Annotated in this window: 16 protein-coding genes; 4 read left to right on the forward strand and 12 right to left on the reverse strand. The window is 50.7% G+C overall.

Annotated elements, in window-relative coordinates:
* The first annotated feature begins 129 nt into the window (after positions 1-129).
* Positions 130-2,043 (forward strand): LTA synthase family protein, encoded by a 1,914-nt coding sequence (locus BP71_RS28110; RefSeq protein ID WP_496384912.1) that lies wholly within the window; start codon positions 130-132, stop codon positions 2,041-2,043.
* 138 nt (positions 2,044-2,181) lie between these two features.
* Here the strand turns inward: BP71_RS28110 and BP71_RS28115 are convergent, their stop codons facing one another.
* From BP71_RS28115 to BP71_RS28170, 12 genes are all read right to left on the reverse strand, one after another.
* A complete protein-coding gene (locus BP71_RS28115) occupies positions 2,182-4,062 on the reverse strand; it encodes a PKD domain-containing protein (RefSeq protein ID WP_496384913.1) in 1,881 nt (626 codons plus the stop codon).
* Positions 4,063-4,118: 56 nt separating this feature from the next.
* The gene (locus tag BP71_RS28120; protein ID WP_496384914.1) at positions 4,119-4,991 is read right to left on the reverse strand and encodes a hypothetical protein; all 873 of its coding nucleotides are present in this window, start codon (positions 4,989-4,991) and stop codon (positions 4,119-4,121) included.
* 57 nt (positions 4,992-5,048) lie between these two features.
* Positions 5,049-5,741, reverse strand: a complete 693-nt coding sequence (locus BP71_RS28125; RefSeq protein WP_496384915.1) for an RNA polymerase sigma factor — start codon at positions 5,739-5,741, stop codon at positions 5,049-5,051.
* 6 nt (positions 5,742-5,747) lie between these two features.
* Positions 5,748-7,214, reverse strand: coding sequence for a DUF4384 domain-containing protein (locus tag BP71_RS28130; protein ID WP_496384916.1), 1,467 nt, complete (start codon positions 7,212-7,214; stop codon positions 5,748-5,750).
* A 53-nt stretch (positions 7,215-7,267) separates the two neighbouring features.
* Positions 7,268-8,530 (reverse strand): caspase family protein, encoded by a 1,263-nt coding sequence (locus BP71_RS28135; RefSeq protein WP_496384917.1) that lies wholly within the window; start codon positions 8,528-8,530, stop codon positions 7,268-7,270.
* A 55-nt stretch (positions 8,531-8,585) separates the two neighbouring features.
* Positions 8,586-9,359 carry a hypothetical protein gene (locus BP71_RS28140; protein ID WP_496384918.1) on the reverse strand — a complete coding sequence of 258 codons (774 nt, stop codon included), beginning with the start codon at positions 9,357-9,359 and terminating at the stop codon, positions 8,586-8,588.
* 130 nt (positions 9,360-9,489) lie between these two features.
* Positions 9,490-10,995: a C1 family peptidase gene (locus BP71_RS28145; protein WP_496384919.1), complete on the reverse strand. Its 1,506-nt coding sequence runs from the start codon at positions 10,993-10,995 to the stop codon at positions 9,490-9,492.
* Positions 10,996-11,000: 5 nt separating this feature from the next.
* Positions 11,001-11,594, reverse strand: a complete 594-nt coding sequence (locus tag BP71_RS28150; protein WP_496384920.1) for a hypothetical protein — start codon at positions 11,592-11,594, stop codon at positions 11,001-11,003.
* 134 nt (positions 11,595-11,728) lie between these two features.
* On the reverse strand, positions 11,729-12,433 hold the full coding sequence (locus BP71_RS28155; RefSeq protein WP_496384921.1) for a hypothetical protein: 705 nt from the start codon (positions 12,431-12,433) through the stop codon (positions 11,729-11,731).
* A 65-nt stretch (positions 12,434-12,498) separates the two neighbouring features.
* The gene (locus tag BP71_RS28160) at positions 12,499-13,104 is read right to left on the reverse strand and encodes a hypothetical protein (protein ID WP_496384922.1); all 606 of its coding nucleotides are present in this window, start codon (positions 13,102-13,104) and stop codon (positions 12,499-12,501) included.
* A 24-nt stretch (positions 13,105-13,128) separates the two neighbouring features.
* Positions 13,129-14,232 (reverse strand): caspase family protein, encoded by a 1,104-nt coding sequence (locus BP71_RS28165; protein WP_496384923.1) that lies wholly within the window; start codon positions 14,230-14,232, stop codon positions 13,129-13,131.
* 176 nt (positions 14,233-14,408) lie between these two features.
* Positions 14,409-15,287, reverse strand: coding sequence for a GNAT family N-acetyltransferase (locus BP71_RS28170; RefSeq protein ID WP_496384924.1), 879 nt, complete (start codon positions 15,285-15,287; stop codon positions 14,409-14,411).
* Positions 15,288-15,571: 284 nt separating this feature from the next.
* On the opposite strand from BP71_RS28170, the gene BP71_RS28175 reads away from it, so the two are divergent.
* From BP71_RS28175 to BP71_RS28185, 3 genes are all read left to right on the forward strand, one after another.
* Entirely contained in the window at positions 15,572-16,267 is a 696-nt protein-coding gene (locus tag BP71_RS28175) for a response regulator transcription factor (protein WP_496384925.1), read from the forward strand.
* 135 nt (positions 16,268-16,402) lie between these two features.
* Positions 16,403-17,653 carry a TolC family protein gene (locus BP71_RS28180; RefSeq protein ID WP_496384926.1) on the forward strand — a complete coding sequence of 417 codons (1,251 nt, stop codon included), beginning with the start codon at positions 16,403-16,405 and terminating at the stop codon, positions 17,651-17,653.
* A 13-nt stretch (positions 17,654-17,666) separates the two neighbouring features.
* Positions 17,667-18,755: an efflux RND transporter periplasmic adaptor subunit gene (locus BP71_RS28185; RefSeq protein ID WP_496384927.1), complete on the forward strand. Its 1,089-nt coding sequence runs from the start codon at positions 17,667-17,669 to the stop codon at positions 18,753-18,755.
* Positions 18,756-18,788 lie beyond the last annotated feature (33 nt).

The raw sequence follows: 18,788 nt of genomic DNA on the forward strand, positions 1-18,788 counted from the left end.
AAAGAATTCAGAATTGGCTGGTAGGTTGCCGGTATGAAAACAGGGCTATTGCCCTTCTGACACCTCCAAGAATCATTTTGAATGGCGACTGCTATCCGGTTCGTTCCCACAGCCTTTAAAAAGGGCATTTTGAAAAAAGATTTCCTGATCACCCCGCTCATGGTGGCGGCGTTGCTGGTCGCGGTTTCGACATTAACCCGGTTTGCGCTGATGATCAAGTCCGGCAGTAATGTCGATTTCCAGTTAACCAATATCCTGGGAATGCTCGGCATCGGATTGTTTTACGATCTGATAAATGCCCTGTACTTTGTTCTCCCTTTGATGCTTTTTGGCTGGCTGATGCCTGCAAGGTTTGTGGGAAAAAGGGGATACCGTTGGGTACAGACCTCCCTGTTGTTCTTTTTCATATTCCTGTTACTCCTCAACGCAGTTTCCGAATGGGTTTTCTGGGATGAGTTCGACTCCCGGTTCAATTTTATCGCTGTCGATTACCTGGTTTACACTCAGGAGGTAGTCGGAAATATCCGGCAATCCTACCCGGTAGAGGCTATCATTGGTATGTTGGTGATGCTCACCGCTTTGCTGACCTGGTTTCTGGCGGGGCAGATCGCGAAAGCACGAAAATCATCGGATTTGATGCGGTTCGGAATGCGGTCTGTGATCATGCTGGGTTATGGGGTGTCGCTAATGGTCGTGTTTTTTTGGGTTGATAATAAAATCAGACAGTTTAGCGGCAATGCTTATGTCAATGAGCTGGCAGGCAACGGCATGTACGAGCTGTTTGCGGCCTACCGCAACAATGAACTGGATTACAATCAGTTTTATAGAAAACTGCCGGAGAATGCAGCCTTTGGACAGATGCGGAGACTGATTAAAACCAGCGAAAGCCGTTTTATAAACCAGAACCCGTTCAGCATCGAGCGGGATATCGTGAATGCCGGTAAAGAGCTCCGGATGAATGTGGTGTTGATCAGCGTGGAGAGCCTGAGTGCTGACTTTCTGGGCGCCTTTGGCAATGAACAGCATATCACACCTAATCTGGATGCGCTGGCAGGGCAAAGCCTGTTGTTTACAAACCTGTATGCGACAGGCACACGTACCGTGCGAGGACTTGAAGCATTATCGCTCTGCACACCGCCCACTCCCGGCCAGTCTATTGTCCGCAGGCCACATAATGAGGGCCTTTTTTCATTGGGCTCGATATTCCGGCAAAAAGGCTACGAGACAAGGTTCATTTACGGAGGTTACGGCTATTTCGATAATATGGGATACTTCTTTGGCCACAATGACTACAAGGTGGTAGACCGGACGGTACTGTCCGATAAGGATATCGACTACGAAAACATTTGGGGTGTTGCTGACGAGAACCTGTTTACATTGGCAACGCGCGAAATAGACAAGGTGTATGACAGCCGGAGGCCCGTATTTGCACACATCATGACTACTTCGAATCACCGGCCATACACCTACCCGGCGGGACGGATAGATATTCCTTCGCATAGCAGCCGGGAAGGGGCGGTAAAATATACGGATTATGCGATTGGCAGATTTATCAGGGAAGCGAAAAATAAGCCCTGGTTCAGTAACACGCTTTTTGTCATCGTCGCTGACCATTGTGCGTCGAGCGCGGGTAAAACCGACCTTCCCGTCAACAAGTATAAGATACCTTTACTCGTATATGCTCCGAAGTTGATCCAGCCCGGTACGATGGCCAGGCTCATGAGCCAGATCGATCTAGGTCCGACGATCCTCGGTTTGCTGCATTTTTCCTATCGCAGCAAGTTTTTCGGCTACGACATTTTCAAACTCGAACCAGGCAGGGAGCGGGCGTTTATCAGTACCTATCAAAGCCTGGGATACATCCGGCACGATTCGCTGGTGGTGCTGAAGCCGCAGCGAATAGCAGGCATATTCCGCCCGGATTTTAAAGACGGGTCTGCCCGGGAGGCGGGCGCGGACCTGAAATTGACCAATGAAGCCGTTGCCTGGTACCAATGCGCCAGCTACCAGTTCCGGAACGGATTGATGAAAACTAAAAAGTGAATTATCCCTTGCAATTCACAGGTACCTGTAACAAATCACCGACATGATCGTCTATGTCATTGTCAAGTGTAAGCAATGGCTTCACATCCAGAAACAAAAGAGCAGGTGCTTCATCTGCTCTTTTTTGATGCACTACCTTCATAATTTATACCGGACGATGTAGGTGTTATAGGTTGCGGGAGTCGTGGTGTTACCTCGGAGTATGGCACCATTGTAGGTAGATGTACCCACAAATTTACCTACGCTGTACACATAGGCGTCCTGCGTTACGCAGAGTTTTACAGCCCTGTCTTCACCTGGCCCGCCGGCAGTCACCAGAAAATTGCCGGTTGGATTGAGTTCGTTGAGGTCGAGTTCGGTGATGATGACGTCCGTTTCGCCGGAGGATTCCACTGTTGCATTGCTGCTGAACGGGAAACGTCCTTTTTTAGAATAGGAGCCCGAAACCAGGATGGTACCGCGCGGCGTAAAGGCAATGCCGCCCGTATAGTCAGCGTCGCTTTCATTAAATCCGTTTTTGCCGGCAGTCGCGCTCCCGGAAGAATTCCATTTGCCCACATACACGTTATCATCACCGGTCGAGCTCACGTTCAGCTCCCGGATGAAGCCTTTGGACATCCCGGTCACATACACGCTATTTTGCCGGTCAATGGCAAGGTCATATCCGAAATCATCGAGCGTCGAGCCGATTTGTTTGGCCCATTCAAATTGCTCGGTGCTCAGGGCCCATTTGGCGATGTAAGCATCTATCGCACCCAAACTGGTGATAGCAGGCTTTACCGAGGGAAAGGAGATTCCCTTATCGGACGCTCCGGTCATATATACATTGCCGTTCTGGTCAACTGCCAATGCCTCTATGGATTGTTCGCCGGGGTTGGTTACGAGCACCGATTTTGTGATCTGGCCATTTACCGGATTGATATATGCAAAGCAGAAATCTTTTCCAACGGCTACATATTTAGTCTCGTTGAACTCGATATTACTCGTTTTACCGTCCCCGACGATCGTCGCGCCGAGGTATAGCCTCGGACCCGAGGGGGTCTGGTGGAAGGCGAGCGCACGTCCCCGATCTTCGCCAGGTCCTCCGAATGTGCTGATCCATTGCCGCTTGCTTGTGAATGTATTGAGGCTGATCACAAACCCGTCCAAACCACCACGTGGCGTTACGCCTCCTCCGGCAATCGTCCCGGAAACGTATCCTGCCAGGTAAATACTACCGCTGTTGTCGAGGATAATGTCGTTGATATGGTCCTCACCGTTGCTGCCATCGTTATACACCCACAGGCATTGCCAGTTGGCATTGTACTTGGCTACAAAAAAGTCAGTGGAGCCGTTCCGGGATGATGCAGTGATGCTGTTACCGAAATTCGCAGCGCCTTTGAAGGTGCCCGATACGTAAATATTACCGCTGACGTCCGTCACGATGTCGGTAGGGGAATTGTCGCCTCCCGAGATGCTGAATGCATGTATGGAAGTGACCGAGATCTTGACCCGGATCGATTTTTTGACGGGTACCGATGGTTTGTCGCCATTGTAGGCGATTAATGTAATTTCATACCGTCCTGCGTTGATGTAGGTGTGCGACGGATCTTGCTCCTGACTGGTATTTGGGTTCTCGGTGGTGTATGCGGGATCATCGAAGTGCCACTCGTACCGGTCGGCGTCTTTCGACTCGTTTTTGAAACTAATGGTAGCCGGGGCAATGCTGTCGCTGGAGATTGTATAGCTAAAATCGGCAATCGGCACCGCAGACGGAGCTGTGGTGATGTTCACGATCTTGGTCACACCGTGACTGCCCCCGTCGTCGCTTTTCGCGGTCAGTTTGACGTGGTAATCTTTGCCATTCTTGAATTCGTGTGTGACGGTGGCACCTGTTTCCTTGGGGCTCCCATCGTTAAAGTCCCATTGCAGGTTGGCGGCATTCTCCGATGTGCTGGTAAAAGTGACGCTGCACGGCGCCTGGCATCCGGCGGAAGGGTTAAAAGAAAAATCAGCTACCGGCTTTCCTGGAATATCCATGTGGCAGCCGGCAGCAAATAAGATTAGTACTAATAAATGTGTAAGGGTATGTTTCATTAATCGAGTTGCTCCAATAGCCTTCGGGCTCTTTCACGATAAGGGCTTGCGTTGTCTGTCACAATGCCATTCAGCTGCCCACGACATTTTTCGCGCTGGTCGAGGCGCAGCAATGCGAGTGCAATATACCAGGCAGCGTTGGATTTCAGCTCCTGATAGCGGCTGTTTTCCAATTTGCCGAGCTCTTCCAATGCGGATGCGGCATGGCCTTCTTCCAATAATCTGACCCCTCGGAACACCGTTGCCGTGTCCGTACGCCATTGGGTCAGCGCTGCGGGGCTCAGTCCGTATTTCTCACGGGAAAATGGGCTTTCCAATGCGCCCGGCTGGCTGAAATAGCTGGCAAAAAGGGTCTCAGCAGAGGGAGGCGACACTTTCTGCCGCTTTGGCAACGACTGATGTGCGGTCTGTTTGTCTGTCGCCGGGCTGGTGGCCTTCGGCGTAACGGACATTGAATCGGCCACCATCGGAACCTGCCGATCGGATCTTGTTGCAATATGAGAACGGCTGCGCGGAGACCAGTAAAAGAACCAGGTAATGCCTATCGCCAGTACCACACTCGCCGCCGCGGCCGTATAGGGCCATAATTTTCTGGATGTACTGACGGGCAGCGGCTTAGTTGCTGTGTGTTTAGTTTCTTCGTGATTTGCGGGAAGGAGTCCCTCGGAAAGCAACTGCTCGTGGATTTGTCCGAACACTTTCTTCAACTCATTGGCTCTCAATCCCGATTGGATCCGTTTTTGAAGCCGCACTTCCTGTGCCAGCTCCGGATCCTGTCGCAAACGTTGCTCGAAATCAGCCCGTGCCGCGGGATTACCATTTCCTTTCAGATATTCGTGGATCTCAAAAAAAGTGTTTTCGGAAAGCTCCATGCTAATTTATTTTTTGGACGATCATGCTGGTTTATACGGATGTCCTGTCATTCCTTATCATCCCAAATGGAATTTATCTTTCAGATACTTCGCACATTTAAAGCGCTTCACAGTAGCGGAGTTCTCAGTCATGCCCAGTTCGGTAGCTATCTCCCGTAATGACCGGTCCTCTACATAGAACCAATGGAGCATTTTCCGGCAATCCTCTGCGAGCAGTCCGAAGGCTCTGTGCAGTTTTTTGAAGATCCAGTTCCGCTCGTCATCGTCGTAGGCTTCCAGCACCTGTTCCGGGATGTCGATGATTTGCTCATCCCCGTCTTCACCGGTAAATACCGCCCTGCTTACTGAATGAGACGCCTTGCTAACACTGTTTTCCGGATCGTCATCGTCTGTACCAGGATTGATTTCCAGCCGGACTTCCTTTTTCCGCGATCGGCTTTCCAGGCTTTTTTTCCATTGATTGATATATATGCGATAAAAATAGGTCGTGATCTGAACGCCTTCCTGGTAGACGTAGCTTCCATCCCTTATTTTATCGACAAATATCGCGAGGCAGTCCTGCAAGAGGTCCCGCGCATCGTCTTGTCCTGTGCCCCTTTCCAAAGCATAGGGAATGCATTGGCGGTAGGTCTGCTGATAGAGGCACGCAAAGGCCTGCTCTGCACCATCGCGTAATTCCTGATAAAATCTGGACTCCGATTGTCGATAGGCCTTACAAGGGTCGTTTGAGGTCATCAGTGTGTTTTCCAATCCATTTCAATTTATTCGCTGCACCCTTTTGGGCTGCGTGGTAATGGGAACAATGCATTTGGCAACCGACGAATCCATTGAGTTTCCGATTACTGTTTTCAAATCATCCATAATGAAAGTGTATCCGTCGGAATGCCGCAGTTTTCCGATGGGCTTAAATGTGCCGGTCGTAGCATAGGCAAACAAAGTCTCCAGTCCGAACGGGGCCGCACACTGAAAACGTTCCGGGATTTCCACCCATTGGTTGACCGATCCGGTACGTATTTCAAAGTCGTTGTTCCGTAGCCTGATGAGGTTTCCCGCCGCATCGCGGTAAATGAGTCGGACCGTGCAGGCTTTGTTGACGCGTATTTTAAGTTTCATGATATCGCCCTCCCGGTAAGTCTGGGGACCAAAACCTTTGTCAGTGCCTACTTCCAGGAATATTTCTTTCGCATTGTGGGCTTCGGCCGGGGTATCGGATTCACTGCCGCTGGTGATGTCGCGGATATGTTCGGCCTCTTTCAATAAATGCACGTCAGGTTCGATGTCCTCCCGGGCAATGTTGGCCAGCAGGATGTCGGATGAGCTCTTCGAGCCGATGGCTTTGTTTTCGATGTCGAACAAACGGACATTGATTTTTAGGAAATTACCGGCGTGGATGAAGTCGCCTTTTAATGTGAGATAATGCTCCGAACTGCGTACTCCACCTGTATCGATTGCAATGTCGTGATTCAGCCGGGTCAGCGAGGATTTGATCATACCCGTCAATTGTTTGGAGAAATCATTTGAAACGCCGTGCCCGTTGAAAGTCAGCTCCTCGACCGACAATTTCCGCGTGCTTTTCTGTGGTATCGTCTGGGATATCTTCAATGCCAGCTGTTCCACGACCTCGGTCAATGTCACAAATTCGAGTGGATTCTTCCGTGAGGTAAGGGAAATAAGCTTTCGGCCTTTTTCACTCAGGTTGGTATCAATAAAACCTATTTTGGCTTCTGTAACCTGGTTGTCTTTCAGGGTTACAAACACACCGGCACGGCAGGGGAGGTCTTCCTGACGAACCAGTTTTTGATTCTGATATTTCCCGTAAATAGACTTGGTCCCGTAGAAAAGCGCAAGATAACCTTCCTGGATAGGCTTCAACTCTGCCTGTTCCCATTCAAAATGTAATGAGATGCCGCTTTGCTGATATGCGGCCGATGCAATTTTGCAATACTCCGCGAAGTCGATTCGTTTCGAACCCTTATTTTGAGGAACCAGGTCATTGGTAAAGCGCGCGTCTGTCCGCACGCTTGCCCACATACGATTGTTCGCATCTGCGCGCTCGTCCGGGTCGGTCACATAGGGGTTCGTGAGGACTCCAAAAGCCGATTCAAAGTCTTTCAGGACCTGTTTTACCCGTTCCGCCGCCCTGATCTGAAAATACTCGCTGATTTCCTGAGCCTGGACCTGAAACGGCAAAAGAAAAGCCAGCACTAAAATTAGCCCTTTCATATCCGATCGCGTTTGCTGCATGAGGCCGTTACGACCTGTGATGAGGCACTCTGTTATCTGACAGTTTTATTGAGGATCACTTCGCGGGTCAGCAGACTGTTTTCCATGGGTATCTGCTGACGGTTGGTAAGCTCCATGACCCGTACGCGCACCGTCCGGAAAATTTCTTCCAGACGCAGGCCGGGGACCCCGAGGGCTTTCAGAAGTTCGGATGTATAGGGGCTGTTACGGCCGTCGCCATCGAGGGCGGTGGAACCGGGTGTTGTCGAAAAGGTAATGAGACTACCCGGGGGAGCGCTCATGCTCGCCAGGCCCTTGCCACCGGAACTTCTGGTCCAGCTGCGGCTCAGCGGGTTATCCCGGCAGGCATCGAGGATCATGATGTTGGTGCGCTCGGATTTGTCGTCGAGTGCTGCCATTTGTTCAAGGATTTCGTCCGCTGCGACAGCCAGCACTTTCAGTTCCATCTCCGACTGCGGATTAATGTCTACCGGAAGCAGGTAATTTTTGCCGCCCACCTGCATGCCATGGCCGGCATAGTAGAACAATGCAACTTCCAGGTCCCGGTTCTGTATGCTGCTGCCGAATTGTGCCACGGCTGCGCGCAGCTCGCCTTGCCTGGCATCGATCCTTTCGATCACGTCGAAGCCCAGTTCCGCCAGTTTCCCGGTCACGGCCCGGGCATCATTTTCAGGGTTCTGAAGTAAGCTACCGCTCTGGTAAGATGAGTTTCCTACCACCAACGCTACCCGTTTGCCTGCTTTTTCAAACATCACCGAGAGTGTTTCCGAAGTGGCATCGCCGAATGCATTGGACGCAACAATACGGATGTCGTTTTTGCCTTCCCGCAGGATTACCTGTTGCGATACCGGCGTCCCGCCGGTACAGGTGCTGTCTTTGGGCGGAAGGGTTTTGAAAGAGCGCGTCGCGGGGGAAATTACGCCGTTGACCTCGATCTGTATCTTGTCGGCGCTGTTCAGAACGCAGGCATTCAGCCGTACTTCCGGTTTGTAGGTATATTGTGCCTCGCTCAGCCAGCGGATATCCGGTTTTTCAGTGGCTGCGTAGGGATTGAAAACATCTTTTACACCATTGGTGTACACCACTTCTGCAATTTCATTCAGTTGCGCGGTGTGGAATATTGTCTCGCCGGGCTTGACATAACGGAGCTGGTCGGGATAAACTTCTTTGACTTCCACCACCTGTTTTTCCCTGGACCTGAAATAAAGCGTATCCGTTTCGGTACCATTCGCCGGAAGCGCCGCTTGTGCCAGAGAACAGGATGCCAGAAGCCAGAACGTAAATAAACTTTTCATTGTAAAAGGAATGATGTTGATATCGTTGATCAGGAACGTCTTGCTTTTGCGTTTTTCAAAACCGAAGGGATAACCGGACGCCGCCCGTTCCGCTGATATGCTGATAAAACGGCTGGCATGTTAGCTGTGTCCTTTTTTCTTTCAATTCTTTCCGTATTTTCCGTGTGATAGCTGCATTTTTTATCCCGAGCAATTCAAACGCGAGGCCGCCTGCCATGGCTGCCGCGCCGATGTAAATCCCGGGTGAACCAAATGATCCGAAACTTTTCACCGGTGCCAGGTGCGATGCGGCGGGTTCCGAATCGTAATTGGATTTATACCAGGCCACGTAATCGTCGTTGGTGGCCCTGATCTGTCTTTTGTAATCCTTGTAATTACCGTTAACCGATACCAGTGTAGCTACCCCGCCAATGATCGCGCCGGTTCCGATCGCAAAGTAAATCGTGCTTTTTCTTTTATAAATCTTTGCTTTTTTTTCCAACAACTGCAAATCGAGCTCGGCGATTTCTTTATTGATTGTATTTTCGGTTTGTGCCGACAGTTTTTGCGGTTCACTAGCGGCATTCTTATTGTAATCCAACCGCAGAACATCGGATTTGTACAGGAAATAATCCGGGCCGGAAAGGTTGTCCGATCTTTTGTATTTGATATAGGGTTCGCTGGTGCCCAGAATTTTCGCCTCTATTTCTTTTCCATCTTTCAAAACGATCTTATCCTGTGCACGCGCACCTGCCAACCCGAACGCAATGCAAACGGCAAAAGCAACCAGCCTGGTCGCTGATCGCCATTTAAAACCGGTAGTATAGCTCCGCGGGTAGAATTTGTTCATCGGGTTCAGTATTGAATCGTTTTATCCGTGCCTGACGCTACTCAATATTATATCGATAATTTTTTTAAAAATAGTAAAATGATATCAAAAGGAGGTTACAACCACTCTAAATTTAGCATAAGCGCATTAATTAACGATGGGTGATTTTTACCAGCAATGGAACAACGCTTCCCGTCGGGTTTCCTTTTACTTCATAGCCGATCTGTCCGGGTTGATAGGCTATGTCCTTTACCGCAATGAATTCACGCCCGAGTGCCGAATATAGTTTCTGCTCGATAGACCCGCCGGCATTTCTGATCTGCTCGGAAACCTGCTCGGCATTCAGTTCCTTTTCCGAAATCAGGATAACGAAATAGTCTTCACCTGTAATATCATCCAGCGTGAACGAGCTGCCGGACGAGGGCAGTGTTATAACGTTGTTGGCTGGTACCACGGCGCTAACGAGACCTTCCTCCGGCCAGGACGGGAACAGACGGGCGACGCGGTTCTGCTGATCGGAGGCAAGAATGTATACGTATGACCGCTTATTGTTGTGGATCGTCATTTTGAAACGGGTGCCTGATGTATAAGGCTGTTTCATCCTGTACGTGACCATCCCTCCGTGATGGCCAGGTTGGTCCGAAGTGACGGTGAGACCACGGGTCAGCACGGTCTGAACGGGCATCTGTCCGCCGTTCAGGTCAAAATCCACAGCGCCTTTGAGCGTGATGGTGCCGGGCTTGGCCACCGCATGGGGTTCCGGAAAGACCTGATAGGCGTGGCGGATAAACCGGATCATATCGTCGTAGTTGGCCCAGGTGTAACCGTCCTGTCCCCAGCTCTTGCCCCAGCTGTTGGCAATCAGGAATGAACCCCCATTGATGTGATCGTCGTAGCCTACGATAGCCATGGCATGCGCCCCGAGCGTGTTGTCCAGACTTTCACCTGGTGCGGCCCGCCAATGTTCGGTAGCTTCCTCAATAAAGGAGGGAGGTACCATAATGCCCACAAGGACTGCATGTGTGCCTTCCACCAGTGCCGACTTGATGGCATGGATGCGCTGTTTGGCTTCGCCCTCGGAAGCTTTGGGCGGAAACAGGGTAGCGTAGTCGGCAATGCGGAATGCGGTGGCAGCCGCGTCGCATTGCTCGTAACGGTCACCACACGAAAGCGGGGCGCAGCCCATTTTGGCTGCACCCTTATTTTTCATGACTAGTAAAGCATCTTCAAGAAATCCGCCATCCGCACAATTGGAGTCGGGATGGACTTTTAGTTTGGCATACAACCACCAGGGCGAGAATGCTATTTTTCCGATCTCGGCGGGGTTATTGCGCAGGCCGCTCCGGGACGCTTCCACGGCAGTCCGCATATAGTAGGCTGCCGCCCAGCCTACACAGGTGCCATCTGTTCCCTGGTCGCCGATCTCGGGAAGGTACTCGCGTATGCTGTACGAAGCGGGTAATGCGCCTTTAAACCTCACCTGGGCCGACTTTCGGGGGATGTTCAGGTATTTGCTGTCATCCATTTTAAGCCCCATCACACGCTTCTGCGCATTGGCACGCGGTTGCGTGGCCGCGAATACAGAAAGCAGCGCCATCAGGCAAAAGAGCTTGCGGAGGAGTGTTCCGGGTATTTTAATGGGTAAATTTCTGTTCACGATTCTTATATTTCTTTGAATGATAGCGCTATGATCTGCCAGTAGCTTTCGCTGTTGGTCGGGGCTTTCTTAAGCACCGGTTTGTGCTGCACCGATGTTACTTTTACCGGAACAGGACTCCCCCTGTCAAACCGGCTCACTGCATGAAAAGTTGTGCTGCGGCAAAACCACCGGTTCGTCTGGTCCTGCCGGAACCGGTCATTCAGCAGCAATGTCGATTGTTGTAATTCATAACGGAGGCGGTTTTCACGTACCCGCAGCAGGAATTCCGCCTTCGTCAGGCGTAGCACCCGTCCGTCGCCGGTTTCCAGGCTCACGTATCCACTCGCACTGAACAGGATTTCACATTTTTGTCTGATCCTGAAAAAGTCGTCGTTCGAAATCTGTCGGCGCAATGCTTCAACATAGGCAAGTACTGTATCCACTTTCGCCTGCACGGGCAGGTCGATCATTGCGTTGTTATCCGGAACCGTTTCCTGGCCTGGCCCCGACGGCTGATCCGACGCTTTTACATTTCCCTGAAAAACGACCATGCAAGTTAATAATGCCAGTGTTTTGGTTACAGAGAAAATAAAGAACAGGTTTTGGGGCGTCGTCATCAGCGGTTTTTAACAAGTGGCGAAACGCTTTGGCCACGGGTCCAGGTATTGTCACGCTTTGTTTTATACCGGCAATCGACAAAACCTTATCAGCAATTCCGCTTTATTTTTTGTTTTTTAACAGGCTTGTAAAATCATAGGGGAGTAATATTGCTGATCAGCCAGCCGGAATTACCTTTTTCGCGGATGAATTCGCGGACTTCGATGCGCCAGCGGGTGCCCGCATTCAGCTGAATCACGACTGCCGAGACGTTTTCGACCTGCAATCGGCCTGTTTGCAATGCATGTTCGGTTTGCTGCCAGTCGCCATTCACACAGTCGCGGCAACGCGTAAAAGGACAGAGACTCTGATGGTCCAGTATGCCGCGCAGCAGTGGAAGAAAGCTGACCTCGTGCGCATTAGGAGGTAAATCGGTAGGATTGGTCGCTTGACAGTCTGTTTGCGCATTTTCGCGGAGCAACACAGGTTTTGCAACAGCTGTAATATGCCAGTAGGAGGCATGGTCAGCAGTATATTCTTTTTTCAAATACAGCCCCAGCGTGTCGGGCTGCCCTTGATAACGGGCCGCAAGCCGGACGGATGCCTCAGCCTGAAATCTGGCAGGAATCACTACCTTTTCTTGGAGGATGTCGTCGGTGAATTCCCTGATCAGATGCGTATAGACGGTATAAGCGACGTGCCGGGTTTTGCGTCGCGGATCGTCCTGGTCAAACAGTTGCAGCAATGCGTCGCGCCTGGTTTCTGGTGTAACGCCATTGAAACGTCTGACAAAATCATCGAAATGAAGCACCTGGTCTTTCATGTGCGGTTCGCTGCCGGCACGCCGCACTTGCTGCATGGTTTGCGCGAAAGCGGTGGCCCCCGATAACCAGCAAAGCAAGAGCGTACAGAAGCATTTCATGATCACTGAAAGCCCGGAATAGGCACGGTATCTTTGACGGTAATGTCTCCGAAGAAAATCTTAAGATCCTCTTTCCCGGCTTCCCGGTACACAGCCGCGCTTTGGGCCGTCACACGGATGTCTTTCCGGTCGCGGCTCCCGTAGAGGAGGTTACCTTGCTGGTCCAGGCCCTTGAACTGTTGAAAATAGGTAGCGACAGCGTGGTAGTTACCGTCCGTTCCTTTCTCGAATCCCGAAACTACCGCCGCATCGTAGTAGGTAATTTCAACCTTGTTGAATGGGACGTACATCAGGTTTTTGAAATAGATCTTTACCGGAATGGCCGACACAGTGCCGTTCCTGCGCGACACCTGCACATATGGCGAACGCCTTTTACCTTTTACAAGATAGTCTTTTTCAAAAAGGCCTAATGCAAGGTCTACGGCCTGCTCGCGTTGTTCTCGGGGAAGGCTTTTGTTGCCAATGAGCGAAATGTAAAGTTGCAGGTCGTTGACACGCTGCTGCGTGAGGTTCTGAAACTCGGCGATCCGCGCGGGACTCACATCCGGCTGGGCAGCAAGGTTCCGTGAAAGGACGGTGGCGATGATAAGAAATAAAAATCTGTACATGTTTTCGGGCAATTTTCCGGAATGCTAGCGGTCGGTCCTGACTTCCTGCAAGGTAATGCGGTTGTACAGGCAATCGTCGGAAATATCGGAAAGCCGTTCCACAAAGTTGAACTGGCCGATCAGCGGCGCCGTGTTGACGACCCTTTTAAGAAACTGGTCGATGGGTTGGGTTTCCACCGGCTTGGCAGGGTCGCTCATGTAAATCGCGACCTGAGCCGAGCTACTGAACAACTGTTTTTGCCCTGCAACCCGCAACCGGTTACGCTCGTTAAACCGGACGTTTTCGTCTGCCATGAGGTTCAGAAAACGGTTCACCTCGTTGAAACCCGCCCGCGCGCAGGGTAGGGGTTGTTCGGTTACATTGGGCAGCCATTGTGAATGGTGGCGCAGGGAGTCGGGAAGGAATTTCAGTGTCTCTTGTAGCCGGTTTTCAGCATCACGCAACAGCGATTCCCAACTGATGTGGGCGTTGTTATGCTGCGCGTAAGAAAGTGCCTGTACCCAGTTGTCACTGTAGAAGCTACCTGCGTCGGGGTTGGCGGTGGCGCGCTCACCCTTCCTGGCGCTGCTCAGGATCAGGTCGCCTTTCGACTGCACGAACAGTTTTTGCAGGATCTCGCCATCTTTCGACACACCGATTCCCCGGAAAACCGGGTTAGCCCGCCGAGGCGTTCCGGCTTCCGAAAGCAGGTTGTTGCAGCAGTCTCCAAATGTGAGGCAGAAGCCGGCTTTCTTCTCTTTGAGTTTGGTATGAATGCTTTCCAGCGCGAGCTGCTGGTCGTTCAGTCGCAGGATGGGGAAGCGGGTCTGGTCGGCCGGAGTGTTGATTCCATGGCCGGTGTAATAGAATAAGATAATGTCTTTGGGGGTACATTGCAGGCCGGACAGCGCTTTTTCAATACCTGCTTTACCAAATTGATCCTGGCTGCAAATGATTTCTTTGTACCGGAAATTGATTTTGGAAGCGATGTTTTTCAACGCGGCCGACATTTGCACCAGATCTTTTTCACAACTCGGCCCGAGTTCCGGATCCTTCGTATCGGCAACCAGCACTGCATAAAATGACTGACCATTGCAAATATTCTGGCCGTACCCGATCAGGGCAAAAAGGAGGAGAATGTAACGCATGTGTCGGGTTTTTAGTCAATGCAAAGAAAACGCAATTAGATAAATTAAATGAAATGTTTTGGATAATGTTTACTTCGGAAACCGGAATTGTTTGAAATACAGGTTTTGCAGCTTTAAGGCAGCTATTTGAAATGTCATGGCCTTTACTGAAAACGAATGTTTTATTATATGAACGTTTAGCCCTTTTCCGGGCCTGAGCTTGCCCAGATCATTTCCGGCGAATCCGCAGGCTTTTTGCCCTTGCTCATTCTCACAAATCTCCTTTGTTCTGTCAAACCAATTTTCTCCGCCCAATCCAAAGCAGCGATATTTGCCACAGGAATGTCCACGAAAACCCGATGGCCGTTCCATTTACGCATCAATGCATTTAAAACGGTCTTACCCGACGCCGGCGTTTCGGCAATAGCGGGGCCGATCTGTACGGCATTCCTGCCTGCCCGTGCCCCCGCATAAGCGCGTATTTCGAGGTTATTCCCAAAATGGTAAAAAGGCTCTTTCTCGTGCAGGGAAAACAGGAAGTCTTCTCTGGGCGCTGCCGTTATTCGTTCGTCCAGTGCGGTCAGCCTGGCTGGTAACTGCGGCGAAGTTACCGGCATTGCCCCGGAATGCAGCTCTTCGTCCAGCATGGCTGTACCTGTAAACCGGATGAGCTCATATTCAGATTTAAATCCGAGTTTTTCATAAAGTCCTTTCCCGAAAACCGTCGCATCCAGCCGGATCGTCTCCATTCCGGCACTTTCCAGATATTGCAATGCATGGCCGACGATCGCCTGGCCGATGCCCCGGTTGCGTGCACTTTCATCGACCAGCACCATCGCTATCCAGGCAATACGGCCAAAGCGGCAGGTGGTGGTGGTGGCAACAGGAATGCCGTCACAAGCAGCCAGGAAACAGCCTTCCGGGTTGAGCGCCATGGCACGGAGCCAGTCGTCATCGAGCTGGTTCCAACCGGCCTGCCGGACGAGGTCTGTGCAGAATGGCAGGTCGGAGGAATTAAGGAGGCGGATCGTGAGGTCAGCGGGTGACATGCGGCGGGAGTTGAGATTTCTTTGCAAGGTAGGGAGGATTGGTGATGAATGAGCCGCAATGGAACTGAATGAGTGAATGAGCCGCCGTTGAAATGGACATCGTATACTGGATATCGTTATTGTTTTGTTGCTGTCCGATCAGCTTTAGTGAATTTGAAGTAAATTATTGTTTCTCAGATTGCTAGTCGGCTTTTATTTAACATTTAATTAAAATCTAATGCACTTTAAGGTGGCCTTCATTTCGTAAATTCGAAACTTTGCACCTCTGCATGACTCTTCTTTTTGACACAAATCATTGATTGGAAACATGAATGAAGATGAAGAAATCGGTACTGATTATCGAAGACGACCTGCGGATCGCGCAGAACATTTACCGGGTCTTGCAGACAGAGGATTTTGATGCCGAGATAGCCCGGGATGGTCTGGCCGGTAAAAAGAATGCGCTGGAAGGGCGTTTTGACATTATTTTATTGGACATCAACCTGCCCGGAATGAACGGTCTGGAGGTTTGCCGGCAAATCAGGCAGTTCAAGCCCGTGCTGCCGATTATCATGCTCACGGCCTACGGGGAAGTAGAGGATAAGGTCGAAGGCCTGGGACAGGGCGCCACCGACTATATCGTAAAGCCGTTCGATTTCAGGGAGTTGATGGCCCGTATCAATGCGGCACTCCGGCTTTCGGAGCTAAGTAATTCTCCGGGCGAAAGACGCATTCTCGGAATTGCCGACCTGCAAATGAATGTGGATACGAAGATCGTAACGCGTGCTGATAAGTTTATCGAGCTGACAGCCAAGGAGTTTGCCTTGCTCGAATATTTTCTGCTCAATCAGGGTGTGGTGCTGTCCAAGATGGATCTAGCCAAAAACATCTGGCACCTCCATTTTGACCCCGGGACTAATTTCGTGGAGGTATATATCAACTATCTCCGGAAAAAGATCGACAGGGATTTCGGTGTCAAGTTGCTCCATACCCGGCCGGGAATGGGCTACATATTAAAAGAGGAATAGCGAAAAAGACGCCAAATTTAACTGTTAGGGCCGTTTTTAATCTTCTTCTAATATAACTTTAATGAATTTCTAAATGCAAAAATGGTGCTTCTAAAAGCGGCTTTACCAATCTTTGCAGCGTCAAAAACAAGAGTTATGCGATTTTACCTGATCGGGTTACTGGCCTGGATGAGCACTGCTGCGTCCGCCCAGGATACCCTGAAAGTCACCGTCCGGCAGGCCGACAGCCTTTTTTTTAAAAATAACCTGACACTGCTGGCCGAACGTTACCAGGTCGACATTGCTAAGTCGGCCGAAATACAGGATAAGTTGTGGGATAATCCCAACCTGACGGTCGAGCTTGCGGCCTATAATCCGTCGAGGGGTTTCCTGGATCTGGGACGGCAGGGGCAAAAATTTGTGAGCCTCGAACAGGTTATCTCCAGGGCGGGCAAGCGTGCCAAACAGGTAGCACTCGATGTGGAAACGACGCGCAAAACCGAGCTGGAATTTTTCGATTTGGCGCGTACGTTGAAATTCGACCTTCGGCAGCTGTTTTTTGAAACCTATTTCCTGGAACAAACAGTGCAGTTGCTTGATAATCAGATTGAAACCTTAACGACCACCGTCGACGCATTCGATCGGGAATATAGCCGGAATAACGTATCGCTCAAAGAGGTGGTACGACTGAAATCATTGCTCTTTCAACTTCGCAATAACCGCGCTGCCATGCAGTTCGAGATCACCGAAAACCAGCGGGAATTGCGCATTTACCTCCATAGCGAGGCGTTTGTGAAGCCGGTCGTCGACAGTACCGATATCGGTAAGTACAGGACTGCGGCATTGACGCCCGACCAGCTCCGCGACGTGGCCCTGGTCCGCCGCACCGACCTGAGAATGGCCGAATCCGCGGTGAAGCAAGCAGAACTGAACCTGACATTGCAACGGGCGTTGGCTGTCCCAAACATCCGGGTGGGTGCGGTGTATGACCAGGCGAGCAATTACCAGAATCACTATTTCGGAGTATCGGCATCGATGGATCTCCCGTTTTTTAACAGGAATCAGGGAAATGTCCGGGCAGCACGGAGTGGGATCAGCTATTTCAAAACGCAGGAAATGGCCAAGCGGAACAGCGTCTTCAATGAGGTAAATGCCGCCTGGAACAAGGTGTTGATCGCGGAAAATGCCTATCGCAGCGTCGAAAGCCGGTTTGCCGACCAGTTCCGTGAACTCAACCAGGGCATGTACGATAACTTTCAGAAAAGAAATATAACCCTCCTCGAATTCATTGACTTCATTGAAACCTACCATGAAAATATCAGGGAATTCAACCGGCTGCAATCTGACCGGATCAAAGTGTATGAAGAACTGAATTTTGTAGTAGGGGAAGAATTGTTCGGCTCTTAAAATCTCTAACCTAATGCGAAAAATATCATGTGCCATTCTGTTGGGAGTGGCCGCCGCCTGGACTATGTCGTGTCGCCAGCAAACTGCGGACAAAGAGGAAGCTAAGGTATTCATGCTGTCGGATTCGATGATGCGACAGATCCGGCTGGACACGGTGCAGACCGAGAACGTGCGAAATGAATTGACCCTGGTAGGGAAGGTGATACCCGACGAAAACCGTATGATCCGCGTGTTCCCGCTCGTAGGTGGGAATGTAGAAGAGGTGGATGTGGAGCTGGGTGATCAGGTTAGGAAAGGGCAGAAACTGGCTACGATCCGCTCCGGGGAGGTTGCAGACCTGGAACGGCAGATGATCGAGGCACAGGCGGAACTGCTAATCGCTCAGAAGAACCTGTCGTCGACCGAAGACCTGTACGAGAGCAAACTCGTTCCCGACCGTGACGTGACTTCGGCCAGGCAGATGGTCGATAAGGCGCAGGCGGAACTGAGCCGTGTGAAGGAGATTTTCTCCATTTACGGTCTTTCCAAATCATCCAATTATGTAGTCAAGTCGCCGATCGACGGCTTTATTATCGATAAAAACGTGAACCGCGGTACACAACTGCGCTCCGACAATGCGGAGAGTCTTTTTACCGTCGGGCAGATTTCCGATGTATGGGTGATGGCGAATGTCAATGAGAGTGATATCCCAAAGATTAAATTGGGTATGCCTGCCGACATCAAAACCATCAGCTTTCCCGATCAGATTTTTAAAGGGAAGGTCGATAAGATCTACAATGTACTGGACCCGGAAACCAAGGCCATGCGGATCCGCATTAAGCTTTCGAACAACAATTTTAAACTAAAACCGGAAATGCACGCGACGATCAGCCTCAATTTTGAGGAAGGAGTCCAAATGCAGGCCATACCATCGCAAGCTGTCATTTTCGACCGCAGCAAGAACTGGGTACTGGTTTTCACAAGCAAAAGCAAGATCGAAGCCCGCCCCGTGGAAGTATTCCGTAACCTCTCCAAACGCACCTACATCAGTCACGGCCTGACCAACGGCGAAGCCGTAGTGTCCAGCGGGCAGTTGCTGATTTACAACGCGCTGAGTCAATAAATCAATTTTGGATGAATGAATGATTGAATGAGC

This window comes from Dyadobacter ginsengisoli DSM 21015, from assembly GCF_059568735.1.

Coding starts and splice junctions, on each gene's coding strand:
- BP71_RS28115 (WP_496384913.1), bottom strand. CDS start 4,062: ATGGATATTCCAGGAAAGCCGGTAGCTGATTTTTCTTTTAACCCTTCC.
- BP71_RS28120 (WP_496384914.1), bottom strand. CDS start 4,991: ATGGAGCTTTCCGAAAACACTTTTTTTGAGATCCACGAATATCTGAAA.
- BP71_RS28130 (WP_496384916.1), bottom strand. CDS start 7,214: ATGAAAGGGCTAATTTTAGTGCTGGCTTTTCTTTTGCCGTTTCAGGTC.
- BP71_RS28135 (WP_496384917.1), bottom strand. CDS start 8,530: ATGAAAAGTTTATTTACGTTCTGGCTTCTGGCATCCTGTTCTCTGGCA.
- BP71_RS28140 (WP_496384918.1), bottom strand. CDS start 9,359: ATGAACAAATTCTACCCGCGGAGCTATACTACCGGTTTTAAATGGCGA.
- BP71_RS28150 (WP_496384920.1), bottom strand. CDS start 11,594: ATGACGACGCCCCAAAACCTGTTCTTTATTTTCTCTGTAACCAAAACA.
- BP71_RS28155 (WP_496384921.1), bottom strand. CDS start 12,433: ATGCAGCAAGTGCGGCGTGCCGGCAGCGAACCGCACATGAAAGACCAG.
- BP71_RS28160 (WP_496384922.1), bottom strand. CDS start 13,104: ATGTACAGATTTTTATTTCTTATCATCGCCACCGTCCTTTCACGGAAC.
- BP71_RS28165 (WP_496384923.1), bottom strand. CDS start 14,232: ATGCGTTACATTCTCCTCCTTTTTGCCCTGATCGGGTACGGCCAGAAT.
- BP71_RS28175 (WP_496384925.1), top strand. CDS start 15,572: ATGAAGATGAAGAAATCGGTACTGATTATCGAAGACGACCTGCGGATC.
- BP71_RS28180 (WP_496384926.1), top strand. CDS start 16,403: ATGCGATTTTACCTGATCGGGTTACTGGCCTGGATGAGCACTGCTGCG.
- BP71_RS28185 (WP_496384927.1), top strand. CDS start 17,667: ATGCGAAAAATATCATGTGCCATTCTGTTGGGAGTGGCCGCCGCCTGG.